General features: G+C 68.9%; 19 protein-coding genes and 1 tRNA gene. 13 read left to right on the top strand and 7 right to left on the bottom strand.

Annotation, left to right across the window (positions count from 1 at the left end):
• Positions 1-9: 9 nt before the first annotated feature.
• Complete coding sequence (locus IEX49_RS01860) at positions 10-1,029, bottom strand: LLM class flavin-dependent oxidoreductase (protein WP_188803614.1); 1,020 nt, start codon at positions 1,027-1,029, stop codon at positions 10-12.
• A gap of 112 nt (positions 1,030-1,141) precedes the next feature.
• Here IEX49_RS01860 and dusB point away from each other — a divergent pair, with 112 nt between their 5' ends.
• On the top strand, positions 1,142-2,350 hold the full coding sequence (gene dusB, locus IEX49_RS01855) for a tRNA dihydrouridine synthase DusB (protein WP_188803612.1): 1,209 nt from the start codon (positions 1,142-1,144) through the stop codon (positions 2,348-2,350).
• A gap of 94 nt (positions 2,351-2,444) precedes the next feature.
• The gene (locus IEX49_RS01850) at positions 2,445-3,722 is read left to right on the top strand and encodes a deoxyguanosinetriphosphate triphosphohydrolase (protein WP_188804193.1); all 1,278 of its coding nucleotides are present in this window, start codon (positions 2,445-2,447) and stop codon (positions 3,720-3,722) included.
• Here the strand turns inward: IEX49_RS01850 and IEX49_RS01845 are convergent.
• Together IEX49_RS01845 and IEX49_RS01840 are read right to left on the bottom strand one after the other, a co-directional pair.
• Positions 3,719-4,429: a DNA alkylation repair protein gene (locus IEX49_RS01845; RefSeq protein WP_188803610.1), complete on the bottom strand. Its 711-nt coding sequence runs from the start codon at positions 4,427-4,429 to the stop codon at positions 3,719-3,721. The two genes, IEX49_RS01850 and IEX49_RS01845, sit on opposite strands and share 4 nt — an antisense overlap.
• Positions 4,407-5,243, bottom strand: coding sequence for an NAD-dependent deacylase (locus IEX49_RS01840; RefSeq protein WP_188803608.1), 837 nt, complete (start codon positions 5,241-5,243; stop codon positions 4,407-4,409). Before IEX49_RS01840 ends, IEX49_RS01845 begins: the two co-directional genes overlap by 23 nt.
• 264 nt (positions 5,244-5,507) lie before the next feature.
• Between IEX49_RS01840 and IEX49_RS01835 the strand changes: the two genes are divergently transcribed.
• Together IEX49_RS01835 and dnaG are read left to right on the top strand one after the other, a co-directional pair.
• On the top strand, positions 5,508-6,893 hold the full coding sequence (locus IEX49_RS01835) for an MFS transporter (RefSeq protein WP_188803606.1): 1,386 nt from the start codon (positions 5,508-5,510) through the stop codon (positions 6,891-6,893).
• Between the two features lie 9 nt (positions 6,894-6,902).
• Positions 6,903-8,813, top strand: a complete 1,911-nt coding sequence (gene dnaG / locus IEX49_RS01830) for a DNA primase (protein ID WP_188803604.1) — start codon at positions 6,903-6,905, stop codon at positions 8,811-8,813.
• A 77-nt stretch (positions 8,814-8,890) separates the two neighbouring features.
• On the opposite strand, the gene IEX49_RS01825 is transcribed toward dnaG, so the two are convergent.
• Both IEX49_RS01825 and IEX49_RS01820 read right to left on the bottom strand, forming a co-directional pair.
• Entirely contained in the window at positions 8,891-9,568 is a 678-nt protein-coding gene (locus IEX49_RS01825) for a PepSY domain-containing protein (RefSeq protein ID WP_188803602.1), read from the bottom strand.
• Positions 9,569-9,643: 75 nt separating this feature from the next.
• Positions 9,644-10,807: a CAP and S-layer homology domain-containing protein gene (locus IEX49_RS01820; protein ID WP_188803600.1), complete on the bottom strand. Its 1,164-nt coding sequence runs from the start codon at positions 10,805-10,807 to the stop codon at positions 9,644-9,646.
• Positions 10,808-11,062: 255 nt separating this feature from the next.
• On the opposite strand from IEX49_RS01820, the gene IEX49_RS01815 reads away from it, so the two are divergent.
• Positions 11,063-13,489 carry a calcineurin-like phosphoesterase C-terminal domain-containing protein gene (locus IEX49_RS01815; protein ID WP_188803598.1) on the top strand — a complete coding sequence of 809 codons (2,427 nt, stop codon included), beginning with the start codon at positions 11,063-11,065 and terminating at the stop codon, positions 13,487-13,489.
• A 141-nt stretch (positions 13,490-13,630) separates the two neighbouring features.
• On the opposite strand, the gene IEX49_RS01810 is transcribed toward IEX49_RS01815, so the two are convergent.
• Positions 13,631-13,703 (bottom strand) — tRNA-Asn (locus IEX49_RS01810).
• A gap of 117 nt (positions 13,704-13,820) precedes the next feature.
• On the opposite strand from IEX49_RS01810, the gene IEX49_RS01805 reads away from it, so the two are divergent.
• Complete coding sequence (locus tag IEX49_RS01805; protein ID WP_425549747.1) at positions 13,821-15,341, top strand: MFS transporter; 1,521 nt, start codon at positions 13,821-13,823, stop codon at positions 15,339-15,341.
• 38 nt (positions 15,342-15,379) lie between these two features.
• Here IEX49_RS01805 and IEX49_RS01800 read toward each other — a convergent pair whose 3' ends face one another.
• On the bottom strand, positions 15,380-17,017 hold the full coding sequence (locus tag IEX49_RS01800) for an ATP-binding cassette domain-containing protein (RefSeq protein WP_188804190.1): 1,638 nt from the start codon (positions 17,015-17,017) through the stop codon (positions 15,380-15,382).
• A gap of 331 nt (positions 17,018-17,348) precedes the next feature.
• On the opposite strand from IEX49_RS01800, the gene IEX49_RS01795 reads away from it, so the two are divergent.
• The 7 genes from IEX49_RS01795 to IEX49_RS01765 all read left to right on the top strand — a co-directional run bounded on the left by IEX49_RS01795 (position 17,349) and on the right by IEX49_RS01765 (position 24,676).
• Positions 17,349-18,572: an MFS transporter gene (locus IEX49_RS01795; RefSeq protein WP_188803596.1), complete on the top strand. Its 1,224-nt coding sequence runs from the start codon at positions 17,349-17,351 to the stop codon at positions 18,570-18,572.
• Between the two features lie 120 nt (positions 18,573-18,692).
• Entirely contained in the window at positions 18,693-19,205 is a 513-nt protein-coding gene (locus tag IEX49_RS01790) for a ferritin (protein WP_188803595.1), read from the top strand.
• 228 nt (positions 19,206-19,433) lie between these two features.
• Positions 19,434-20,324, top strand: coding sequence for a phage holin family protein (locus IEX49_RS01785; protein ID WP_188803592.1), 891 nt, complete (start codon positions 19,434-19,436; stop codon positions 20,322-20,324).
• Between the two features lie 29 nt (positions 20,325-20,353).
• On the top strand, positions 20,354-20,998 hold the full coding sequence (locus tag IEX49_RS01780; protein WP_188803591.1) for a CDP-alcohol phosphatidyltransferase family protein: 645 nt from the start codon (positions 20,354-20,356) through the stop codon (positions 20,996-20,998).
• Positions 20,995-21,909 carry a DMT family transporter gene (locus tag IEX49_RS01775; RefSeq protein WP_188803589.1) on the top strand — a complete coding sequence of 305 codons (915 nt, stop codon included), beginning with the start codon at positions 20,995-20,997 and terminating at the stop codon, positions 21,907-21,909. Before IEX49_RS01780 ends, IEX49_RS01775 begins: the two co-directional genes overlap by 4 nt.
• Before the next feature lie 54 nt (positions 21,910-21,963).
• Positions 21,964-23,163 carry a glycosyltransferase gene (locus IEX49_RS01770; protein ID WP_188803587.1) on the top strand — a complete coding sequence of 400 codons (1,200 nt, stop codon included), beginning with the start codon at positions 21,964-21,966 and terminating at the stop codon, positions 23,161-23,163.
• A gap of 10 nt (positions 23,164-23,173) precedes the next feature.
• A complete protein-coding gene (locus IEX49_RS01765) occupies positions 23,174-24,676 on the top strand; it encodes a lipase maturation factor family protein (RefSeq protein WP_229672084.1) in 1,503 nt (500 codons plus the stop codon).
• The last annotated feature ends 29 nt before the right edge of the window (positions 24,677-24,705 follow it).

Raw genomic sequence — 24,705 nt, 5'->3', positions numbered from 1 at the left:
AAAGTTACTTCACTTCCAGCCCATGGCCCGCGCCACCTCGGCCCACTGCGTGAACAGATGCGCGTTGTACTCCACGCCCAGCTGATTCGGGTTGGCCATCAGCACGTAGTCGGCCGCCTGCACGGCCTCGTCGGCACGCAACAGCTCCACCACCTCGTCGAAGGTGCCGGAGTACGTCGGGCCGCCGCGGGCCTTGCCGCCCTCGAGGTGGCCGGAGGAGTCCGAGCGCTCGCGGCGGCCGCCGAAGTACATGTCGTCCTGGGCGGAGACGATCGGGAACACCGAACGGGTCACCGCCGTCATCCCGCCGGTCGTGTGACCGGACGCGGCATAGGCCTGCCGGTACTGGGCGATCTGGTCGGCCTGCTGGACGTGGAAGGGACGGCCATCGTCCTGCAGCAGGAGCGTGGAGGAGAGCAGGTTGTAACCCTGCTCTCCCGCCCGGACGCCGGAGACGGTGTTGCCGGAACCCCACCAGATACGGTTCGGCAGTCCGGGCGACTGGGGCTGGATGGAGAGCTTCTCCTGTCCCGGCTGGGCCCAGCCGGAATCCGGATCGGCGTGCGCCACGAGCCCACCCGAGATGGCGTCTCTGAAGCGGTCACCCCGGGCCTGGGCCAGGTCGGACCAGGACTGGCCCGGATCCAGGTCGTAGCCGAACTGGTGCTGCCCGTCCCGGGCGGCCTCGGGGGAGCCGCGGGAGATGCCCAACTGGAGCCGGCCGCCGGAGATGAGGTCCGCCGTCGCCGCCTCCTCGGCCATGTACAAGGGATTCTCGTACCGCAGGTCGATCACGCCGGTACCGAGGTCGATGGTCTTCGTGGCCGCTCCCATGGCTGCCAGCAGCGGGAACGGTGCGGAGAGCATGTTCTGGAAGTGGTGGGACCGAATCCAGGCTCCGTCCAGGCCAGCCTCCTCCGCGGCCACCGCCATCTCGATCGTCTGGCTCAGGGTGGCTCCGGCGTCCGGGGTGCGCGAGCCGGGCACGGAGCTCCAGTGCCCGAAGTTCAGGAATCCGATCTTCTTCATGACTGCAAGAACATCACGGTGACCGGGGTTCTTCCAACGTTGGCCTGTGGCGTAGGCCTCCACCGGTGGAGGGAGCCAGCGGAAGCCGGCACGTTCTGGGATAATGGGTGGAATGACTGCCGTGACCGACGCTTCCCAGCGCACCGAACCAGCGGTCCAGACTCCAGAGCGCTTGAACCTGCCCGCCCTGCATCTGGGCCCCCTGACCATCGAGACCCCCGTGGTGCTGGCCCCCATGGCCGGCATCACCAACAACGCCTTCCGCCGGCTCTGCCGTGAATACGGTGGCGGACTGTACGTCTCGGAGATGGTGACCGCCCGGGCGCTGGTGGAGCGCCGGGCTGAGTCCCTCCGGATCATCCACCACGATCCGGATGAGACCCCGCGCTCCGTCCAGCTGTACTCCGTGGACCCCGTCACCACCGGCCAGGCGGTGCGGATGCTCGTGGAGGAGGACCGTGCGGACCACATCGACCTGAACTTCGGCTGCCCCGTCCCCAAGGTCACCAAGCGCGGCGGCGGCTCCGCCCTGCCCTGGAAGTCGGAGCTCTTCGCCGCCATCATCGGGGCGGCCGTGCGGGAGGCCTCCACGAAGGACATCCCGGTCACCGTCAAGATGCGCCGTGGCATCGACGAGGATCACCTGACCTACCTCGACGCCGGCCGCACCGCCCGGTCCCTGGGCGTCGCCGCCGTGGCCCTGCACGGACGCACCATGGAACAGCACTACTCAGGCCAAGCCGACTGGGACTCCATCGCTCGGCTGCGTGAGGCCCTGCCGGACATCCCGGTCCTGGGCAACGGGGACATCTGGAGTGCCGAGGACGCCATCGCGATGGTGCGGCAGACCGGGGTGGACGGGGTCGTCGTCGGCCGCGGCTGCCAGGGCCGGCCGTGGCTCTTCGGGGACCTGCAGAACGCCTTCGAGGGGTCGGACGAGCGCTTCCGGCCGGGGCTGGCGAAGGTCGCGGACACCTTCTACCGCCATGCGGAGCTGCTCGTGGACACCTTCGGTGGGGACGAGGGCAAGGCTCTGCGGGACGTCCGCAAGCACGTGGCCTGGTACTTCAAGGGCTACCAGGTGGGCGGTGAGCTGCGGGCACGGCTCGCCCAGGTCCCGGACCTGGCCACCTTGCGCGAGTTGCTGGACGAACTCGATCCGCACGCCCCGTACCCCGGGCCCGACGCCGAGGGGCCGCGGGGGCGTGCCGGTTCGCCCAAGCGCCCCCACCTGCCCGAGGGCTGGCTGGACTCCCGGGAGCTGAACGCCGAGCAGAGGGCGCTGATCCAGGCAGCCGAGCTGGACGTCTCCGGTGGCTGAGCCGGCGTCGTTCCCGGTGTCTGCCCGGCGGGTCCGGCACCATCAGGCGGTGCTCTTCGGCGCCGAAGGCCGGCCACCCTACGCGGGCCGTCCGATGGAGCTGCCCGGATACGCGCCGCAGGACCGGGAGCGCTGGCTTCCGGAGCCACCCAAGAGCTCCTACCGCTCGGACTTCGAACGGGACCGGGCCCGCATCCTGCACTCCTCAGCCCTGCGCCGGCTGGGAGCCAAGACCCAGGTGGTGGCCCCAGACGAGGACGATTTCGCCCGCACCCGGCTGACCCACTCCCTCGAGGTGGCCCAGGTGGGTCGCGAACTCGGGCGGTCGCTGGGCTGCGATCCGGACGTGGTGGACGCCGCGTGCCTGTCCCACGACCTGGGGCACCCACCGTTCGGGCACAACGGGGAGAAGGCCCTGGACGCGCTGAGCCAGGACATCGGCGGGTTCGAGGGCAACGCCCAGACCCTGCGGCTGCTCGCCCGGCTGGAGACCAAGAAGTTCTTCGAGGACGGCCGCTCCGCCGGACTCAACCTCACTCGCGCGTCCCTCGACGCCTCCTGCAAGTACCCCTGGACCAGGGATGCGGCGCCGTTGAAGTCAGACGGCGAACCCACCCGCAAGTTCGGCGTCTACACGGACGACCTGCCCGTGTTCGAGTGGTTCCGCCGCGGCGTCACCGGAACCAGGAAATCGATGGAAGCGCAGGTCATGGACCTCGCGGATGACATCTCCTACTCGGTGCATGACGTGGAGGACGGGATCGTCAACGGCCAGTTCCAGTTGAAATGGCTCACCGACCCGGAGCACCGGGCCCTCGTCATCGAGCGCACCCGCCAGTGGTACCTGCCGGACACGGACCCCGCCGCGGTCGAGGCCGCCCTCGCCCGGCTGGAGGCCACGGATGTCTGGGTCACCGAGGCGGACGGCACCCGCCGGTCCCGTGCTGCGCTGAAGGACATGACGAGTCAGCTCATCGGCCGGTTCTCCAATGCGGCGTTCGACGCGACCCGTGAGGTCTTCGGCAACGAGCCCCTCACCCGCCACGGCGCGGACGTGGTGATCCCCGAGGACACCGACATCGAGATCGCGACCATGAAGGGCATCGCCGCCGCCTACGTCATGAGCTCCGACGCCCGCCAACCGCTCTACGCCCGCCAGCGCGAGATCCTCACCGAGCTGGTGGAGCTGTTCTGGGAGACCGGGGAGAGATACCTCGACCCGATGTTCGCCGGGGACTGGCGTGAGGCCGCCGACGACCGGGGGCGCCGCCGCGCGGTGATCGACCAGGTCGCCTCGCTGACGGACTCCACCGCCATCGAGTGGCACGCCACCCTGGTCCGCGGCGAGCAGTTCCGCCGCAGCTGGGTCTAGTTGGCCCGTTCCTCGTTCCGCCGGACGATCTCGGTGATCCAGATCGGAGCGAACGGTGAGGTGCAGTTCGGGGGAGTGGGGTAGTCCTTGAGCACTTCGAGGCGCTCGCCGATGGCCAGGGCCCGGTCCCGCAGCTCCGGGTTCTCGATCCCGATCGCGGCCAGGGTGTTGTTCATGGACCACTGCAGGTCCTTCGGGGCGTCCTGCATCCGGGCCTCGATGGTGTCCAGCAGCGCGGACAGGTCCAGGACCTCCGGCTTCTTGTACACCTGGTGGCTGATGAGGTCCCAGCCCGCGGCGGCCACCAGCTGGTCCGGGTCCTCGGCCCACAGCTCCCGGAGCTCCTCCAGGTGGGGGCTCTTCTTGGCCACGTAGTTGACCAGCCAGTCGTGGACCTTGGGAATGCGTCCCTCGCGGATCATCGCGTCCAGCTCTCCGACGCCGAACCTCTTCGGCGAGCAGATCAGCAGGGCGACCAGCCGCGTGGCGGTGTCGCCGGTGGCCCAGAGCTCCAGGGCGAAGTCGTGCCGGGGTGCGGGCGGGAGCTTCACGGCCTTGGCCACCCCGCGCAGCTTCGTCAGATTCACCCCGTGATCGTCGCCGCGCTGCTCGTTCGCCGCGCGCATCTTCGCATCCTCGAGGGAGGCCAGCTCTGCCTGTACCGCCTCGACGGTGGGTTGGATCTCAGTCTGAGCGCTGGTGGCCATGGTGACCATCGTAGGCCCGGACCAGCGCCGGAAGCACCTGCCCGGCGGCCCCGCGCAGGCTCACGGTGGCCGCGGTCGAGAACTCGGTGACCTCCGGATTGACCTCGACGACGGCGGCGCCGGCTCCCAGCGCCGCGTACGGCAGGGAGGCGGCCGGCTGCACGGTGGCCGAGGTTCCGACGACGACGGCCATGTCGCACTGCTCGAGGGCGGCGAGAGTGTTCGCCAGGGCGTCCGCCGGCAGCATCTCCCCGAACCAGACCACCCCGGGACGCAGCACCCCGACCCCGCAGACCGCGCACCGGGGCGGGGCGACGCGGAGTATGGATTCCAGGTCCGGAGCGGAGCCCGCATCCCCCTCCGGCGCCGTGCCGGTGTCGTGCACGGCGGGTTCGCCGCAGTCGGCGCAGCGGTCGTCGAAGAGGGAGCCGTGCAGGTGCGCCAGCACCTCGGCGCCGGCGCGTTCGTGCAGGTCGTCCACGTTCTGGGTCGCAATGGTGAGCGAGTCGCCGTTAGCGGCCAGCCGCCGCTGCCACGCGGCGACCGCGAGATGCCCGGCGTTGGGTGGGCAGGACCGGATCAGCCGGGCGCGCCACTGGTACCAGGACCAGACCAGCTCGGGGTCGGCCAGGAAGGCGTCCTCGGTGGCCAGCTGCTCGGGGGAGTAGCGCTCCCAGAGCCCCGTCTGCGCCTCACGGAAGGTGGGCACGCCGGACTCGGCGCTCAGGCCGGCTCCGGAGAGCACCACCACGCGCCGCGCGGCGCGGGCTAGGTCGGCCGCCTCCGCCAGACCAGGGATGATCTCTGCGTCCATGAGTCCATCTGACCACCTTCCGCCCCCGGACCCCGCATCATGAGCGCGCCAGTCGTCGAGACACGCCGAGCGGATCGACAGTTGGCGCGGCCGTGATCCCACATCTAGTGGCCGGGGTCTCGGCGACCTGTGACCACCGCGACAAAAGTACGTATACGTAAGGTAGAGTGTTCAACGATCGTGTGAGCGCCGTCATGGACACCCATGGCGCAGGACTCAATCCAGCCGCCCGCGAAACCCTGACCGTCTCATCTCGGAGGTCCCATGGCCACGTCCGTCCCCGCCCGTTCCGGGTCCGGCTCACTCGTGTTGCGCGGACGCAACTGGGTCGCGCCCCTCTGCTGGTTCGCCGTCCTGCTCGATGGCTTCGACGCCGTGGTCCTCGGTGCCATCATGCCCATGCTCACCTCCGATGCCTCCATGGGCATCGACAACGGCACCGGCACCGTGATCGCCACCGCCGGCCTGGTCGGCATGATGATCGGCGCCCTCGGTATGGGCTGGCTGACGGACAAGTTCGGCCGCCGCAAGCTGCTGATCGGCGCCGTGATCGCCTTCTCCATCCTGACCTTCGTCACCGGCTTCGCCCAGGACGCCACCACCGTCGGCATCCTGCGCTTCCTGGCAGGCCTCGGCCTGGGCGGCTGCCTGCCCACTGGCATCTCCATGGTCACCGAGTTCGCCGGCCACAAGAAGGGCTCCAACGCCACCACCCTGATGATGACCGGTTACCACGTGGGTGCCGTGATCACCGCGCTGCTGGCCATCTGGGCTGCCAGCGAGACCGTTTCCGGCTGGCGTGAGATGTTCTTCATCGGCGGTCTGCCGGCCCTGGTCCTGGTGCCGCTGATGTGGCGCTACCTGCCGGAGTCCCCGGACTTCCTGCTCTCGCAGGGGCGCACGGCCGAGGCCCGCCTCGTGGCCGAGCACTACGGCGTCGAGATCGACGAGGAGCCCGAGCGCACCTTCGTGGGCTCTGCGGGGCAGGCGGAGGCCGAGAAGACAGGCGCCGCGCTGCTGCTGTCCGCCAAGTACCGCCGCAATACCATCTTTATGTGGCTCGCCTCCTTCATGGGTCTGCTGCTCGTGTACGGCCTGAACACCTGGCTGCCGCAGATCATGCGCGCCGCCGACTACGATCTCGGCAACTCCCTCGGCTTCCTCGTGGTCCTCAACGCCGGCGCCGTGATCGGCCTGATCATCGCCGGCAAGGTCGGCGATGCCATCACCCCGCGCAACGCCGCCATCCTCTGGTTCATCGGCTCCGCGATCCTGCTGGCCGCCCTGGCCATCAAGCTGCCCCTGCTGGGCATCTACGTGATGATCTTCATCACCGGCTGCTTCGTGTTCTCCGCGCAGAACCTCGTCTACGCCTTCGCCGCCACCAACTACCCGCCGAAGGTCCGTGGCACCGCCCTCGGCATGGCCGCCGGGGTGGGGCGCCTCGGCGCCATCTCCGGCCCGATCATGGGCGGCACCATGGTCGCCGCCGGCATCGCCTACCCCTGGGGCTTCTTCGGCTTCGCGATCGCCGGGGCCCTGGGCGGCCTCGCCGTGACCGGGATGCGCACCATGCGCCGTGGCCAGGGCAAGGGCCAGGTCGAGGCCGCACCTGTGGACAGCGACGACCGGGAGCAGGTCTCGGCCTAGACTGTCTGCATGGCAGGCCTGATCAAACGCGAGGACATCGATCTTGTCCGCGAGCGATCAGACCTCAAGGAGATCGTGGACGCCTTCGTGACGCTGCGCAGCGCCGGCGTCGGCTCCTACAAGGGACTGTGTCCCTTCCACGATGAACGCAGCCCCTCCTTCCACGTCCGCCCCTCGGTCGGCACCTATCACTGCTTCGGCTGTGGGGAGTCCGGGGACGCCATCGCGTTCCTGATGAAGATGGAGCACACCACCTTCGCCGAGACCGTCGAGCGGCTGGCGGCGCGCGCCAACATCGAACTGCACTACGAGGACGGCGGTTCCGGCCCGGACAAGGAGCAGGTCGGCCGCCGCCAGCGGTTGCTCGAGGCCAACAAGATCGCGGACGAGTACTTCCGGGAACAGCTCGGCACCTCCGGTGCGGCCACCGGCCAGCAGTTCCTCGCGGGCCGCGGCTTCACCTCCGAGCACGCCCAGCACTTCGGTGTCGGCTACGCCCCCCAAGGCTGGGACAACCTGCTCAAGCACCTGCAGCGCAGGGGCTTCCGTGAGGACGAGCTGAGGCTCACCGGATTGTTCTCCGAAGGCCAGCGCGGCATCTATGACCGCTTCCGGGGTCGGCTGGTCTGGCCTATCCGGGACATGACCGGCGCCACCATCGGATTCGGTGCCCGCAAGCTCTTCGAGGACGATCCCGGACCCAAGTACCTCAACACCCCGGAGACCGGTCTCTACAAGAAGTCCCAGGTGCTCTACGGGATCGACCTGGCCAAGCGGAACATCGCCAAGAAACGCCAGCTCGTGGTCGTCGAGGGCTACACGGATGTGATGGCTGCTCACCTGTCCGGGGTGGATACCGCCGTCGCCACCTGTGGCACGGCCTTTGGCTCGGACCACGTCAAGATCGCCCGCCGGCTGATCTCGGACGACGGCACGGGCGGGGAGATCATCTTCACCTTCGATGGGGACGCCGCGGGGCAGAAGGCCGCGCTGCGGGCCTTCGAGGAGGACAACAAGTTCCTCGCCAAGACCTTCGTGGCCGTGGAGCCGTCCGGGATGGACCCCTGCGACCTGCGCCAGGACAAGGGTCCGGAGGCGGTCGTGGCGCTGATCGACTCGCGCCGCCCGCTGTTCGAGTTCGCCATCAAGGCGGGGATGAAGAACTTCAACCTGGACACCGTGGAGGGCCGCACGGGTGCCCTGCGGCACGCAGCCCCCATCGTCGCCGGCATCCGCGACTCCGTCGTCCGCCCCGGCTATGAGCGTGAGCTGGCCGGCTGGCTCGGCATGGAGCCGGCCACCGTGCACCGCGCGGTGCAGAGCGCGCAGCGTGCGGCGGCCTCGCCGGCGCCGGGACATCGCCGGGGCCATCCCGACGACGGCCGGTCGGCGGGTCACGGCGCCGAGGGCGACGCCGGCCGGCCCGGGGAAGCGGGGCCCGGCTTCCAGCGCCCGGACGTGCGCGATCCGGCGGCCCGGATGGAGAAAGAGGCGCTCGAAGTGGTGCTCCAGCAGCCGACCCTGCTCTCGGCGGAGCAGTGGCAGGCGTTCTACGCCGCCGATTTCAAGGTGCCCGCCTACGCCGTCATCCACTCCGGGATCCGTGCCGCCGGCATGGCCGGTGCCACCCCGTCACAGTGGGTGGAGCAGGTCCGCCAGGAGGTGCCGGTCGAATTGGGATCACTCGTCAGCGAACTGGCCGTGACGCCGTTGCCCGCCCGGACTTCGGAGGACCTGGTGCGGTACTGCCGGGACATCATGAACCGGCTGTTCGAGCTGCAGATCACCCACCGGAAGGGCGACCTCATGGGCCGGCTGCAGCGCCTGGGCCCCCAGGGGGATCCGGCGGAGTTCGCAGCGCTGAACCGCCAGCTGGTGGACCTGGAGATGAAGCGCCGGTCCCTGCGCGCCCGGGACTGATGACCGGCGCCGGCGCGGCGCCGGCGCGGCGCCGGCACAGCGCCGGCCTTCGGGCCGGGCGCGCAGGGGATGACCGGTCAGTTGTCGGTGGTGACCGCGCCGGTCATGGCGTCGACGTGCAGGTCGTCGTCCTCGCCCTGGGCGTTGTCGAGCTCGACCTCCCAATGCAGGGCGTTGTCATCGTCATCCAGACTCAGACTGTCGATGGTGCTGCCATCACGGCCCTCCAGTGCGGCACGGGCGGCGTCCTCGGCGGTGATGTCCGCCTCCTGGGCGCGGCGGATGTCCTCCTGATCATCGTCGTCGTCATCATCGGTGTCCTCACGGACCTCGCCGTCCATGGTGACGTCGAAGTCGAGGATCTGCTCGCCGACGACGGCCTCGATGTCAAAGCGCGTGTCGTTGTCGTCCAGGTCGATCTCCACGATGAGGGCGCCCTCCTGCTCGGCGAGGAACGCATCGATGGCCGCGAACACCGGGTCGTCCCCGGCCACCGCGGCGGTGGTCTCACCGGACGCGGACGTGCTCGGATCGGTGGCCGAGGCCGACTGGTTGCCGGTCGCCCCGTCCGTGCTGTCACCGGTGGGGTCCGACGTCTCGGCCGCGGCGCCGGACGTGGCAGTCGTGGCGGTGTCGTCCGAGTCATCCGGCTCGGCCACCGAACAACCGGTCAGCAAGGCCAGGGCCAGGACGCCGGTCCCGGTCCACGCGAGGGTCTGGGTGAACGTTCTCTGGGCTACCTTCTTCTGCATCATGGCACCAGTGTGCCAAATCGGCATGAGCGGGTCATGAGAGTCTGATGAAGCGCTGATGAGAGGGCACGTCACGGCTTACTTCAGGACGTAGAGCATCTTGGCAGTCTCGCCGCGGGTGACATCACGTCCCGGGCGGAAGGTGCCGTCGGCGTATCCACTGATTCCGCCTTGAGCTCGGAGCCAGCTGATCGCCAGGTAGTGCGAGGACGACTCGCTCACGTCGCCGAAGGGAGACGTTTCGGTAGCGGTGTGGTTCTCCTCGGAGGCACGGAAGACGAACGACGCGAGTTCGGCCCGGGTGACCTGTTGGTTCGGCCGGAACGTCTGGTCTCCGTAGCCCAGGGAGTAGTGGTTCTTCGCCATCCACCGGATGGCCTGGTAGTGGGATGTGGTGGGGTCGACGTCCGTGAACTGGGGACCGCCGTTGTTGCTGGCCTGGTCACCGGAGATCCGGTAGAGGAAGGAGGCGGCCTCGCCGCGGGTGATCGCCTGGCCCGGCCTGAACGAGCCGTCGGCGTACCCCGTGGTCACACCCTCCTCCTTCATCCACGTGATCGGGGTGAGGAAAGTGTGGTTCGTGGAGACATCGGAGAACGGACCGGCCGGCTGCGGAGTGGAGCCATCGGTCGGCAGGGCAGCCTGCCCGTTGAAGTAGGCGGTGGGGCTGGCATACGTGTACGGCAGGTGAGTCAGGCCGGAGCCGGTGCCGTAGAAGACCGTGGTGCCGTACATGCGGCCATGGGAGTCAGTGAAGAACGCGACGCCGTAGGTGTCGAATCTCTCGCTCAGCATGTTGGCGCGGTGCCCGGGTGAGTTCTTCCACTGGGTGAACATCTCAGCGGCGCTTTGGCTGGATGAGTAGGCGACGTTCTCTCCCCAGGCGCCCCACAGCCCTTCGAGTGGCTGGTACCGCTGGTGGGGTTGCTGGTGTTTCAACTTCCCGTCCTGGGCCTGTGTCCTGGACCAGTCGTAGGCGTCGACTGCGGCACCGACGTTGAAGGTCATGGGCGCGACGCCGTTGCTCTGGCGGAACTGGTTGACGAGGCGGTGGAACTCGATGATCTTCGACTTCTGCTGCTTCAGCGCGGCCGCCTCTGCGGAGGTGACGGACGCAGTTGCGGACTGCGTTGGCGCCTCGACCGCCAGCGCGGGGGCCACGGACCCCAGGGACATCCCTGCGGCCAGGAAGGCCCCAGCCGCCACTGCCGCCAGGCGCTTCGAGTTGTTCTGAACTGACATCACGGTTCTCCTCCAGTCGGCCACCATCCCGTGGGCGTCGCCCGGTGGCGCGTCTTCCCTGTGGTGTCAGCCTATCGGCCAGTCCCCGAGCGACTCCCACCAGCCGGTGATCCCAGAAGAGATATCCGGTGCCAATCGGTCATGGTGGCGTTGCGCGTGTACACCTTGCCGTGGGCTGCCGTTCACGCAGCGAGCACAGGGTAGGTGAGTCAACGGTTACCCCCGGCCGGAACCACATCCATCGGAAGGTACTTCGTGAACGCGATCACTCGCTCCCCACGCCATCGATCAGCCCGCCTCGCCGCAGGCGTCCTGGCCCTGGCCACCACCGGCGCCCTGCTCAGCCCGGCCGTCACCGCCGCCGCGGCCACCCCCATCACCGCCCAGAAGTCCGAGACCGCGCAGACGGCCCAGACCGCAGAAACCGCCGAGACTGCCGAGCAGGCCGGCGCCGCCTGGGACGAGAGCGCCTTCCGCGGCGCCGTAGACGTCGTCGACGGCGACGACGAGACGCCCGAGGTCCTCGAGGGCGTGGTCTTCGATGACCTGAACCAGAACTCGCAGCAGGACGAGGGCGAGCCGGGCGTCGAAGGCGTGAGCGTGTCCAACGGCCGCGACGTTGTCACCACTGACGAGGACGGCGCCTACGAGCTGCCGGCCTTCGACAACATGACCGCGTTCGTCACCCAGCCGGCCGGCTACCAGGTGCCCGTGGATGACGAGAACGTGGCCCAGTTCCACTACCACCACCTGCCCGAGGGCTCCCCGGAGCTGAAGTACGGCGGCCTCGAGCCCACCGGCCCTCTGCCCGACCAGGTCAACTTCCCGCTGGTCGAGAGCGAACTCACCGCATCCTCGGAGCAGCACTGTGCCATCGGGGCAGACGTGCAGACCTACAACGAGAAGGAGGTCAACTTCGCGCGGGAGGGCGCCTTCGCCGACCTGGCCGCACGTGACGACTACGCTGGCTGCGGTGCACTGTTCATCGGCGACGTCGTCGGTGACGATCTGTCCCTCTTCTCCCAGACCCGCGAGCTGACGAGCATGCTCAACGGCCCGGCCCGCTTCCTGCCCGGCAACCACGACCTCGACTTCGACTCCCTGGACGGCGAGCACGAGTTCGACACCTTCCGCGCCGAACTCGGACCGGAGTACTACTCCTACGATGTCGGGCAGGCCCACGTGGTGGCGCTGAGCAACATCGTCTACCCGAAGGCTCCGGGCGAGACGAGCGGCTACACCTACGGCCTCGGCGAGAACCAGCTCGAATGGCTGCGCCAGGACATCGCCAACACCCCCGAGGACAGCGTGGTCGTGCTGGCCGGCCACAGCCCGCTGCTGGAGTTCTACTACTCGGACTCCCACACCCACGGACAGATCGAGGAGATCTACGAGATCCTCGAGGGCCGCGAGGTCATCTCGCTCGGTGGGCACACCCACATGTCGGAGAACCTGCGCGAAGGCGATCTGATGGCCGGTTGGCGCGACGAGCTCGGGGACGCGGGTCTGCCGTTCACCCACCTGACGGTGCCGGCCATCTCGGGCCAGTGGTACAACGGTCGCGTGATGCCGGACGGGTACCCGACGGCCGTCCAGCGGGACGGAACTCCTCCCGGGGTACTGACCCTGGACATCGAGGGCACCGAGGTCATGGAGCGCTTCACCGCCACCGGTATGGATGATCAGGACCAGATGGCCCTGGGCTTGAACACCCCGGAGTACCGCGAATGGTTCGATACGTACCACGATCAGCGCGGAGACGCCCCGGAACTGGAGAATGCGCTCTCCGCAGAGCAGGACGACCTGGCGGAGACGTGGCTGACCACCAATTTCTGGATGGGTTCCACCGGGGCGACCGTGGAGGTCTCCATCGACGGAGCAGATCCGGTTGAGGCCGAGCGCACTCAGCAGATGGACGGCGAGGAGCCGAACATCGGGGCTGCTTACACTGACCCAGTCGCCACCCAGGAGCAGCTGGTTCACGGTGGCGGGCTACACGATCGCACCTCCCACCTGTGGCGCCTGCCCCTGTCCGAGGACCTGACTGTCGGGGAGCACACCGCCGAGGTGACCGCCACGGACGTCCACGGCCGTGAGTTCACCGAGACGCTGACCTTCAACATCACGGAGAACGGCCCGGAGGCGCCGGTGTTCTCGGACAATGAGCCGGGCTCGGCGTTCTACGCCCCGGTGCAGTGGATGGCCGCCAACAACATCTCCACCGGCTACACCGACGGCACCTTCCGCAAGTACCGGGACGTCACCCGCGGCGAGACCGCCGCCTTCCTCCACCGTTACGTGAAGCCGGAATTCGACACCCCGGAGGACAGCCCGTTCGAGGACGTCACGGACGCTGGCTCGTTCTACGAGCCGATCACCTGGGCCGCCGCCGAGGAGATCACCCTGGGCTACGCGGACGGCACCTTCCAACCCCACCGTGCCGTGACGCGCGGTGAGTTCGCCACGTTCCTCTACCGACTGGCCGCCCCGGAGCACAACGCACCGACCGACAGCCCCTTCGAGGACCTCAGCACCGGCAGCAACCACTACGAGGCCATCACCTGGCTGGCCTCCCAGGGCATCACCATCGGTGACACCCACGGACACTTCAACGAGGCCGATCCCGTCACCCGCGGCGAGATCTCCGCCTTCCTCGAGCGCTACGACAACACCCAGCACTGACGCACTCAAGCGCTGACGCAGTAAAGCTCCGCCCCCGAGCCATCCGGTTCGGGGGCGGAGCTGTTTACCTCAGTTCAGGAAACACGGGGGCAAAGAAAAACCTCCCTGACGGCTGGACGCCTGAACAGAGAGGTTCTCTTGCTCCCCCGACTGGACTCGAACCAGTAACCCTTCGATTAACAGTCGAATGCTCTGCCAATTGAGCTACGGGGGACTGCTGGTGCTGTTCGTAGAACTGCATGACAGCGGGTTCCACTGTACCGAAGTTCGGCGGAACTGTGAAATCGGCGGAGGGAATCCTGCCGGTGCCCGGCACGGCTAGAGTTTTTCGGTGACCACGTCCTCCATGCCCGCCGAGATGACACCGCTGCGCCGGTGGCTGCTGCTGGTCGCGGTCAGCGCCGGGGTGCTGCTGATCACGCTGGACAACACGATCCTCTACACCGCGCTGCCGACCCTGACGGCGGAGCTCGGGGCCACGGCGTCGGAGTCACTGTGGATCCTCAACGCCTATCCGCTCGTGATGTGCGGCCTGCTGCTGGGTGCGGGGACGCTGGGGGACCGGTACGGTCATCGGCGGCTCTTCCTCATCGGCTTGGTGCTCTTCGGGGCCGCCTCCCTCGTGGCGGCCTTCGCGCCTGGCGTCACCGTCCTGATCACCGCACGGGCCCTGCTGGCCGTCGGCGCTGCTTGCATGATGCCGGCCACCCTGGCCCTGATCCGCATCGGCTTCGATGATGTCCGCCAGCGCAATGTCGCCATCGGCGTCTGGGGGAGCATCTCCGTGGTCGGTGCGGCACTGGGCCCGATCGTCGGCGGCCTGCTGCTGGAGCACTTCTGGTGGGGCTCCGTGTTCCTCATCAACGTCCCGGTCGTCCTGGGTGCCCTGGTGCTGACTCCGTGGGTGGCGCCGCGGGCCCGGCCGGACCGGTCCAGGTCCTGGGACGCGCTGTCCTCCCTGTATGCCATGGTCGCCCTCACGGGAGCCGTCTTCGCGATCAAGGAGGCCACCGGCCCGGACCCCTCGTGGCCACTGCTGGCGGTCACCGCCGCCAGCGCCGTGGCCGGGGCCTGGCTGTTCGTCCGGCGCCAACGCGAGCTGGACGATCCGGTCCTCGACTTCGCCGTCTTCCGCAACCAGGCCTTCTCCGCAGGGTTCCTGGCGGCGGCCTGCTCGATGTTCGTGATCGGCGGTGTCCAGCTGGTCACCACCCAGCGCTTCCAGCTGGTCGAGGGCTATACGCCGCTCCAATCGGGCCTCCTGGTCGCCGCACTCGCCGCAGGGTCTCTTCTCACGTCCCTCGCCGGCGGTGCCACGCTGCACGTGCTCGGACTGCGCACGCTCATCACCGGCGGCTTCATCCTCGGCACGCTGGGCATGACCCTGGCCGCACTCGGGGCCACGAGCCACCTGGGTCTGCTGGTGACCGGTCTGGTGCTGACCGGAGCCGGCATGGGCGCGGCCATGTCCGTGGCGTCCACGGCCATCATCGGCAACGTCCCGGCCCGTCAGGCCGGCATGGCCTCCTCCGTCGAGGAGGTGTCCTACGAGTTCGGCAACCTGCTGGCCGTCGCGATCCTCGGCAGCCTCGCCACCCTCGTCTACACGCTGACCGTCCAGCTGCCGTCCGGAGCCCCGGCGGGAGCGGCGGACAGCATGTCCCAGGCCGTGACGGTGGCCCCCGGTGACCCGGCCGTGCTGGCCGCCGCGGGCGCCGCGTATGACACGGCATTCGTGACCGTGCTCGCCATCATCACCGCCGTCGTCGCGGTGTGCGCCGTCGCCACCGGTTGGCTCCTGCGCCACTACGGCCCCGGCACCCCGGCCAGCGCCTACGAGAGCAATCACTAGTCCGGCCGGCGCAAGCCGTCACGCCCTCTCAGGAGACATCACCCGCCGTCGGGTCCCTCCAACTCCAGTCGGGACCAGGCGGCCAGGTCCCGCAGCAGCTGCCGGTCGTGCGTCGCGACGACGACGGCCGCCCGGGTGACCAGCAGTGCCTCGGTGAGGGCGTCCACCACCGGTGCGGACAGGTGGTTGCTGGGCTCGTCCAGAAGCAGCAGATCCGGGCGCTCCGCCAGCCGCAGGGCCAGGTGCAGCCGGCTCCGCTGCCCCGCGGACAGGGCGCCGACCGGGGTACGCAGTGCCTCTGTGTCCAGCAGCCCGGTGGCTCCCAGAGGCACCAAATCCTCCTCAGAGCGGGTATCGGCCGCGAGCAGCCGGTGCACATGGTCCCGGTACAGCTCGTGGGCGAGCATCCGCGTCGGCCAGACCGGGGGCTCCTGGCCGACCAGCGCGATCCGGGCCTCAGGGGAGTGACGCACTTCGCCGGCATCCGGTGCGATCCCGCCGGCCAGCACCTCCAACAGGGTGGATTTGCCCGCCCCGTTGGGCCCGGTCACGAGCAGGCGCTCACCTCCGGTCAGCCGCAGATCCACCGGCCGCCTCAGCCGGCCGGCCACCGTCACCCCGCTGCAGTGCATCAACGGCTGTCCGGCCCGAACCGCCAGATCCGGAAAGGTCAGCTGCGCCGGTGGTTCCGGCACGGAGATGCGGTGTGCCTCCAGGTCCGCCTGGCGCCGCTTCACGGCCTGCACGACGCCGGGTGCCCGGCTCTGGCGTTGGTGCTTGCCATGCCCCTTGTCCGGCCGCCACGCGGATTCCAGCAGGTCCCGCGCCGCGTCGGCGGCCTCGGCCAGGCGGTGGTGCTCGGCCCGTTGGGTCTCATGAGCCTGCACCCAGCGTTCACGGGCGGCGTTCCGCCCCGATTGCCAGCCGTCATAGCCTCCGGCGTAGAGGGTGGGCCGTCCGTCCACGCTCGGGTCCAGGTCGAGGAACTCCTCCGCCACATCCCGCAACAGGGTCCGGTCGTGGGAGACCAGAGCCAGTCCGCCGGGATGTTCGCGCAGACTCGCGGTCAGGAAGTCCAGGCTGCCGGCATCGAGGTGATTGGTCGGCTCGTCCAGCAGCAGCGTGTCGTACCGCGCACCGAGCACGCAGGCCAGCCGGACCCGGTACCGCTGCCCCACAGACAACTCCGCGAGCAGGCGGGACCGGTCCGTCACGGCGTCCAACGCCGCCAGCGCCATGTCCACCCGGCGTTCGGCGTCCCAGGCGTCGAGGACGGTGGCCGTCTCCAGTGCGGCCGCATAGTCATCGTCCGCACCGGTCGAGCCCCGGGCCAGGGCGTCCGCAGCAGCGTCCAGGGCTGTCAGAGCCCGTTGTGAGGCCCCGATGGCCTCGCCCACGAGCGTGCCCACGGTCTGGCCGGGGCCTGCATCGAGGGTCTGCTCGGCCACGCCGAGCGTGCCCACCCGGGTGACCGAGCCGGCGTCGGGCCTCAGGGTTCCGGCGAGGACGCGCAGCAGGGTGCTCTTGCCGCGGCCGTTCTCGCCGACGATGGCGAGGCGGGAACGGACGGAGATGGTGACGCGGGCGTCACGGAGGATCCGCCGGCCGCCGCGGACGACGCAGAGGCCGTCCGCGCGCAGATGAGCGGCCGAGCCCGCGGGAAGCGTCGTCTCCATGCGGAGGTCGGCGGGGGAGGAAGGGTGTTCAGGGAAACGTGGGTTCACGGTGGTTCTTTCGACTCGTCAGGGAGCCGGGCACGCCACGAGGCCGCCCGGCAGGAACCGGGACGGCGGTCGGGGGTGGATCAGTTGATAATGGGGTGTCTCACCGGGCCGCCGTCAGCGGCCGGGACGTATCCTGATCATCGCGATGCTGGTGTGAACCATGCGGGCCATTCTAATCAGTGCTCGTCTGTTCTGGTCGGTTCTTGTCCGTTCTCGCCTGTTCTCGTCTGTGCCCGCCCGTTGTAGACCGCTGCACTCCCTGGGGCTGGACTAGTCTCAAGCCATGACGAGCACGCCCGGAGGGCCAACCGAACCCTCCGGACCGGCCGGCCAGCGGAACCGCGCCGCGCTGGTGTCCGTGCTCGCCGTCGTGCTGATCGGCCTGAACCTGCGGGCCGGGATCGCCTCGGCCGGGCCGTTGTTCGAGGACCTGCAGAACCTGCTCGGCTACGGGCCGCTCATCGCCTCTCTGCTGCCGACCATCCCGGTGCTGTGCTTCGCGGTGGCTGGCGCGGGCACCTCCTGGCTGGTGCGCCGGTGCGGGCTGGAGCCGGCCATCGCGCTGGCCCTGGCGCTGCTCACCGGGGGACTGGTCCTGCGTGTCTTCGAGTCCACCGCCCTGCTGCTGGTCGGCACCGTGATCGGCATGTGCGGCCTGGCCGTCTGCAACGTGGCGATGCCCACCTATATCCGCCAGCACCACGGGGCCAGGGCCGCCACGATGACGGGGATGTACACGGTGTCCATGACGATCGGCGCCACCTCGGCGGCAGCCCTCGCCGTCCCCGTGGCCCGCGGACTGGGTTCGCCCACCGCAGGTCTCGCCGCCTGGGCGGTCCCGGCCGCTGTCGCGCTGGCGGTGTTCGTCCCCCTGGCGGTGCGCAGCCGGCTGTCCGGGGATTGGGCCGCACGCCGGGACGTGCCCTACGTCTCGCCGTGGGGGCTGCTGAGGACACGCAAGGGCCAGCTGTTCACGGCACTGTTCGCCGCTCAGGCGTTCCTGGCGTACGGGGTCCTCGGCTGGTACCCGCACATCCTCATCTCCCGGGGGCTGGACGCCACCACGGCCGGGCTCATGCTGGGCCTGATGCAGCTGGTCGGCATCCCCACGATGATGGTGCTGCTCACGCTCGCCGGCCGGCCCTGGCTGTTGCGCACGGCGTTCATGATCACCTGCGGCGCATCCCTGGCCGGTTATGTGGTCCTGCTGCTGGCGCCGGTGGACTGGGTCATCGGAACCTCGATCCTCATGGGGCTCGGCTTCTGCGTGTTCCCGCTGCTCATGCTCCTGATCAGCCGCAGCGGGGAGACCCCGGCCGAGACCACGGCACTGTCCACGCTCGCCCAGTCACTGGGATACCTGGGAGCCGCCATCGGCCCCTTCGGCCTGGGCCTGATGAACGGGCTGCTGGGGGACTGGGCCGCCGCCATCATGGTGGTGATGGCCGTCTCCGCCCTGCAGCTGGTCCTGAGCTATCGCGTCAGTTCCCCGGCGGCCCGGTTCTGACCGGTCCTGAGCCGCGTCCGCGCGTCGGAGCCTTGGAACTGCGAGTGAGCCCAGCCTTCCCTTCTTTAGCAGAGCCTTTCCTTCGGTGACAAGGCGCTCGTGCGGTTCTACTGTGGTCCCATGAAGATCTCAGAAGACCTTGTGAAGAAGTTCAACGAACAGATCACCCTCGAGTTCGAGTCCTCCCTGGCCTACCGCCAGCTGGCCATCGAGGCGGACGAGCAGGACCTGACCGGGTTCGGCTCGTGGCTGCGCCACCAGGCGGACGAGGAGATCGTCCACGCCAACAAGTTCATCGACCACGTGGTGGACCGCGGAAACCATGCCGAGATCGGCGCTATCAACGCCCCCGTGGTGCGGGCTGGCCTGAGCCCGCTGGAGATCTTCGAGGAGTCCCTGGCCAACGAGATCAAGGTCTCCAACGCCATCCGTGACCTGTACCGGGAGACCGAGGCCGCCGGCGACCTGGACTCCCGCCCGCTGCTGAACTGGTTCGTGGACGAGCAGATCGAGGAAGAGGCCACGGTCAGTGAGATCATCGGCCGCATCAAGCTCATCGGCAATGACGGCGCCGGCCTGTTGCGCCTGGACGCCGAGCTGGGCTCGCGTTCCGTGGGGACCACCGAGGCCTGATGTCCGCCCCCGGGGAGACCCGGCCGGAGATCGAGGAAGCCGGCGCCGCTCATCAGGGGGAGAGAGGGCGCCGGCTTCAGCTCGACCCTACTCGCGTAGCTTGAACTGTCAAGTGACGGTCCGGGGGCGATCTCTGGGAAAGGACGGTCGGTGGTAGGTTTGACCTGCCCGGACCGGTCCGGGACAGCACCGAATTCCAGTCGTAGACCACAGGGAAGGCACACTCACATGGCCAACCAGAGTTCTCCCCGCGTGACGGACCAGACCCGCTCCAGCTCGTTGCCCGACCTGGTGACCACGGCGGGGCGTCTGCTTCCCCTGCAGCTCAAGGATGAGCTGGCCATGGTCAAGAGCCAGATGGGCAAGAAGGCGATCACCGCCGGGATCGGTATCGGCCTCGCCGTCGTCGGCCTGGTGTTCCTGTTCATCATGGTGGTGGCACTGATCGTCGCGATGATCGGTGGTTTCGCCCAGGAACGGCCCATCTGGTTCTCCGCGCTCATGGTGGCGGCCGGCGCGCTCCTCGTCGCCCTGATCTTCCTCCTGATCGGCCTCTTCCGCGTGAAGGCGGCCATGCCGCTGGTGCCCGCGGAGACCATTCAGGGCGTGAAGTATGACCTGGGGTACCTCAAGGAGGGCAACGCCTTCGACCCGGCGGAGTTCGACCGCCTCGAGGCCCAGAAGGCCGAGGAGAAGAAGGTCGCCGCCGCCCGGGACGCCGAGCGTCGCAAGGCCGCGGCCGCAGAGGACAAGGCCGCCCGGAAGCGTGGAGAGGCCCCGCAGCACGCCACCGTCCAGAGCCCGTCCTACGCCGAGTTGCGCCGCCGCACCCAGCTGCGGCGTCAGCACCTGGGTGACATCCGCTCGGGTCTGGAGGAGAAGACGGACCTCAAGTCCCAGTTCTCTGCCTTCACCTCCCAGTTCAAGGGCGATGCGTCCGGCGCCGGTTCCACCGAGCAGGATCCGACCTCGCCGACCGCTCCGCACCACACCGGCGCGCGGGCGGGCCAGAAGGCCAACGACGCCGGTGACTTCGTGAAGGACCGGTGGCAGCCCCTGGCGATGCTCGGTGCCGCGACCACCGCCGTCGCCGTGTTCGCCCGCCAGCTCAAGAAGTAGCCGCGCCCACGGCGGGCGCAAGCCACTCCATGCGTTTGATCGGTGCGGGCACCCGGGACGATATCGACTACGTGGTCACGGACCGGTTCTGGACCGTCCCGAATGTCATCACAGTCGCGCGGTTCTGCCTGGTCCCGTTCTTCGTCTGGCTGGTCTTCACGCAGCAGTACCTGGCCGCCTTCATCGTGCTCGCGGTGCTCTCCTGCACTGACTGGGTGGACGGCTACATCGCCCGCCGCTTCAATCAGATCTCCACGGTGGGCCAGTGGCTCGATCCGATGGCGGACCGGCTGTCCCTCATGGTCATCGTGGTCACCCTGGTGCTCGCCGGCATCGCCCCCCTGTGGCTCGTGGTCAGCGTCCTGGCCCCGGACCTGATCCTGGGGATCACCGCCCTCATCCTGTTCGGGGGCAGCCCTGAACTCGAGGTGACCCCCCTCGGCAAGATCCGCACGGCGCTGTTGCTCGTGGGCACGCCGTTGCTGCTGCTGGGCCAGGTGCCCGGGCTGGCCGAGGACGCGCTCACGGTGGCCGCCACCATCCTGCTGGGGCTCGGCTGTGCCGGCCACATCTGGGCCGCCGGGGACTACCTGGCCGGCTGCGTGCGCAAGCACCGCGAACTCCGGAAACGGGGCATCGACCCCCGGGACCGGGCCAGCTGGTCCCTCGCATGAAATGGCTCTCCATCCTGGCGGCCCTGGTGGCTGCCTGTTGCCTGGCCCTGGGCAGTGAACGCCAGTCCGTCGGTGTCCGCCGCCACGAGGCCCACCTCCGCATCCATCCCCGGTCCGGATTCCTGACGCTCTTCGCTTCCCCCGTGTGGCTGGCCGGCGGCGCCCTGATGATCCTCGGGATCATTCTCAACGTCTACGCCCTGGCCACCGCCCCGCTGACGGTGGTGCAGCCGATCGGTGCCATCGCCGTGGTGATCACCACGGTGCTCAACGCCCGGATCCAGCGCCTGAAGCTCAACCGCGTCACGATATGGGCCATTACCGCGTGTGTGGCCGGCTCAGCGGGATTCGTTCTGATCGCCTTCATCGCCACGGAGGAGAACCCGGCGCCCACGCTGCGGCAGGAACACCTCACGGCGATCGTCGCGCTCACCGCCACGGCCGTCTTCGCCCTCGTGGCGGTGATGTCCCGACGCCGGCCCAGCGCCTTCCTGTTCATCCTCGGGGCCGGCGTGCTGTTCGGCTTCGTGGCGGTCTTCGTCCGCCTGGCCTCGATCCACCTGCTTCGCGGTGATGCCGGCGGCCTGCTCGGCATTCCCTGGTATCAGCTGGGCATCATGGCCCTGGCCGGGCTCCTGGGCGTCTATTTCGTCCAGATGGCGCATCGGTACGGCCCGCCGGACCTCGTGGTCGCCGGCCTGACGGTGGTCGACCCGATGGTCGGTGTCCTCACCGGCGTCATCGTGTTGGGTGAACTTCAACCGAATCTGCCCTGGTGGGTGGGTTTGTGCATGGTCGTGGCGGCCGCCATTGCTACGCTCGGAGTCGTCGCCTTGTCACGTCATCACCCGGACGTGATCAAGCGCCGCGAACAACGTCGCCGTGCGGCCAGCGCGCCGGCCGAGGACTAGAACGGTCCGGTTCCGTGCGGCACCGGCACCCCACCAGACAGGAGCCCCTTGCCCGTGACGGCAGCAACCGACCGCAAACTGAAGGTCCTCATCGCGGCGGACACCTACCCGCCGGATGTCAACGGAGCCTCCGTCTTCTGCTATCGACTGGCCCGGGCCCTGCATGCGCGGGGTCACGAGGTCCACGTGGTCGCCGCTCGCAACGAGTCCGGACCCGACTCCGTCCAGTACAACGACGAGGCCACCGTCCACCGCCTGCAGTCCGTGGCCGCGCCCACCCACGAGTACTACCGGCTCGTGTTCCGCCGCCATGCCAGCCAGTCCATCGGGGCCCTGCTGGATGAGATCCGCCCGGACGTGGTGCATGTGCAATGCCACTACATGATCGGTGAGGCCGCCATCAAGGAGGCGGAGAAGCGGCGCATCCGCACCATCGCCACCAACCACTTCATGCCGGAGAACTTGGAACCCTTCCTGCCGTTCCCGCAGTGGTTCCTGGATATCGTCTCCAAGAACTCCTGGCGGGACATGGGCCGCCTGATGCGCAAGACCGCCGCCGTCACCACGCCCACGGCGCTGGCGGCCAAGACCATGACCGAGAACGCGGGCCTGGACTACGTGCTGCCGATCTCCAACGGCATCGACTCCTCCGCGTACGAGTTGGCCCCGGGGGAGACGGTCGAGCGCCGGGAGCACCCGACGGTCCTGTTCGTGGGCCGCCTCGCGGTGGAGAAGAACGTGGATGTGCTCATCCGCGCCATCGGCGTGTTGGCCTCCACGGTGGGTGCCCACCTGGAGATCGTGGGCGACGGCGAACAGCGCACCGCCCTGCGCGGCCTCGTGGACGAGCTGGGGCTCCAAGACCGGGTGCATTTCCTCGGCCACGTCAGTGATGCCGAACTGCACCGGGTCTACCTGAGGGCAGATGTCTTCTGCCAGCCCGGTACGGCCGAACTGCAGTCGTTGGTCTCCCTCGAAGCCATGAGCGCCTCCCGACCCGTCGTCCTGGCCGATGCACTGGCGCTGCCGCACCTGGTCTCCGATGGTGACAACGGCTACCTGTTCACCCCGGGCGACCCGCAGGACCTGGCGGAGAAGCTGGCCGCCGTGCTGACGGCCAGTGATCAGGAGCGGGCGCGGATGGGGGCTTCCTCCCACGACCGCGCGGTCCAGCACTCCCAGGAGAAGACGATCGACCTGTTCGAGATGCTCTACCGCGGAGCAACCGCTGAAGAGGTCCGCGCACTGCTCTAGGATCGGCCGCGTGGAGTGGTTCACCGAGATCCTGCCGGTCTGGCTCGCGGCCCCTGACGGAGAATGGGCGCGGGAGATCCTGCAACGCGGGGTCGCGGCCCTGTATCTCGTCGCGTTCCTGTCCACGCTGAACCAGTTCCGTCCCCTGCTGGGGGAGCGAGGCCTGCTGCCGGCCCCGGAGTTGCTGGAAGCCGGACGTCAACGTGGGCCCACCCTCTTCCGCCGCTGGGGCTACAGCGACCGTCGGCTGGTGATGCTGGCCGTCGTCGGGATGGCGGTCTCCGCGCTCCTGGTGGCGGGGATCCCGCAGGCCGGGTCGCCGTGGCTGCCGCTCGCGCTGTTCCTGGGGCTGTACGGGTTGTACCTGTCCGTGGTGAACATCGGGCAGGTGTTCTACGGCTTCGGCTGGGAGATGCTGCTGCTCGAGGCCGGATTCACGGTGGGCCTCCTCGGCTCCCAGCAGGTGCCGCCGCCGGCACCGGTGCTGATCCTTGTCGTCTGGCTGGTGTTCCGCCTCGAATTCGGGGCGGGGATGATCAAGATGCGCGGCGGCCCCGAATGGCGGGACCTCACCGCACTGGACTACCACCACCAGACGCAGCCGATGCCGAATCCGTTCAGCCGGCAGGCGCACCTCAAGCCCCCATGGTGGCACCGCTGCGAGGTGGTCGGCAACCACGTGGCCCAGCTCGGGGTGCCGTTCCTGCTTTTCCTGCCCCAGCCTGTGGCCTCGATCGGCGCCGGAGCAATCATCCTGACCCAGCTCTGGCTCGTCGCGACCGGCAATTTCGCCTGGCTGAACTGGGCCACGATCATCCTAGCCTCCGCTGCGCTCGGGGACTCGGTGCTGCACCGCCTCATCCCGGCCCTGCCGGCGGACCTGGGCGCAGACGCCGCGCTGGAGGCCGGGAACGCGAGCGGCGGGTCTGCCACCGGCGTCCCCGTGTACTGGACCGTGATCGTCCTCGCCGGATCGGTGGCCCTGATCGTGGCGTCCGTGCCGGCCCTGCGGAACCTGTTCTCCCGCCGCCAGCTGATGAACGCCTCCTTCAATCGATGGCAGCTGGGCAACGCCTATGGGGCCTTCGGCTCGGTGACCCGGCAGCGCATCGAGATCATCATCGAGGCCACCGAGGCAGGTTTCGGAGACCATCCGCCGGAGGACGAGGCGGACTGGCAGCCCTACGAGTTCAAGGGAAAGCCCGGCGATGTGCGGCGTCGGCCACGGCAATGGGCGCCCTATCACCTGCGGCTGGACTGGATGATGTGGTTACTTCCGCTCAGTGGTCTCCACCAGCGCTGGTTCCACACCCTGCTGGCCCGGCTCCTCGTGGCGGACCCGGCCGTGCTGGGGTTGCTGCGCCGGGATCCCTGCGCCGGCCGGCTGCCGCGGTTCATCCGCGTGAGGTCCTTCCGCTACCGCTTTGCCACGCGCGCGGAGCGCCGCGAGACCGGCCAGTACTGGATGCGCGACGACGGCCGGATCGTCATCGGTCCCCTCGCCGCCCGCTAGGATGGACACTTGCGCGCCCGGCACGGCCG

The organism is Citricoccus zhacaiensis (genome assembly GCF_014645315.1).
Classification (GTDB): domain Bacteria; phylum Actinomycetota; class Actinomycetes; order Actinomycetales; family Micrococcaceae; genus Citricoccus; species Citricoccus zhacaiensis.
This window is presented reverse-complemented; position numbering and strand designations above follow the sequence as displayed.

Excerpts from the sequence above, each read along its gene's own strand:
- IEX49_RS01775 (WP_188803589.1), top strand. The coding sequence starts at position 20,995 with ATGAAATGGCTCTCCATCCTGGCGGCCCTGGTGGCTGCCTGTTGCCTG.
- IEX49_RS01835 (WP_188803606.1), top strand. The coding sequence starts at position 5,508 with ATGGCCACGTCCGTCCCCGCCCGTTCCGGGTCCGGCTCACTCGTGTTG.
- IEX49_RS01860 (WP_188803614.1), bottom strand. The coding sequence starts at position 1,029 with ATGAAGAAGATCGGATTCCTGAACTTCGGGCACTGGAGCTCCGTGCCC.
- IEX49_RS01850 (WP_188804193.1), top strand. The coding sequence starts at position 2,445 with ATGGAGCTGCCCGGATACGCGCCGCAGGACCGGGAGCGCTGGCTTCCG.
- IEX49_RS01800 (WP_188804190.1), bottom strand. The coding sequence starts at position 17,017 with ATGGAGACGACGCTTCCCGCGGGCTCGGCCGCTCATCTGCGCGCGGAC.
- dnaG (WP_188803604.1), top strand. The coding sequence starts at position 6,903 with ATGGCAGGCCTGATCAAACGCGAGGACATCGATCTTGTCCGCGAGCGA.
- IEX49_RS01785 (WP_188803592.1), top strand. The coding sequence starts at position 19,434 with ATGGCCAACCAGAGTTCTCCCCGCGTGACGGACCAGACCCGCTCCAGC.
- IEX49_RS01845 (WP_188803610.1), bottom strand. The coding sequence starts at position 4,429 with ATGGCCACCAGCGCTCAGACTGAGATCCAACCCACCGTCGAGGCGGTA.
- IEX49_RS01820 (WP_188803600.1), bottom strand. The coding sequence starts at position 10,807 with ATGTCAGTTCAGAACAACTCGAAGCGCCTGGCGGCAGTGGCGGCTGGG.
- IEX49_RS01780 (WP_188803591.1), top strand. The coding sequence starts at position 20,354 with ATGCGTTTGATCGGTGCGGGCACCCGGGACGATATCGACTACGTGGTC.
- IEX49_RS01840 (WP_188803608.1), bottom strand. The coding sequence starts at position 5,243 with ATGGACGCAGAGATCATCCCTGGTCTGGCGGAGGCGGCCGACCTAGCC.
- IEX49_RS01790 (WP_188803595.1), top strand. The coding sequence starts at position 18,693 with ATGAAGATCTCAGAAGACCTTGTGAAGAAGTTCAACGAACAGATCACC.
- IEX49_RS01825 (WP_188803602.1), bottom strand. The coding sequence starts at position 9,568 with ATGATGCAGAAGAAGGTAGCCCAGAGAACGTTCACCCAGACCCTCGCG.
- dusB (WP_188803612.1), top strand. The coding sequence starts at position 1,142 with ATGACTGCCGTGACCGACGCTTCCCAGCGCACCGAACCAGCGGTCCAG.
- IEX49_RS01795 (WP_188803596.1), top strand. The coding sequence starts at position 17,349 with ATGACGAGCACGCCCGGAGGGCCAACCGAACCCTCCGGACCGGCCGGC.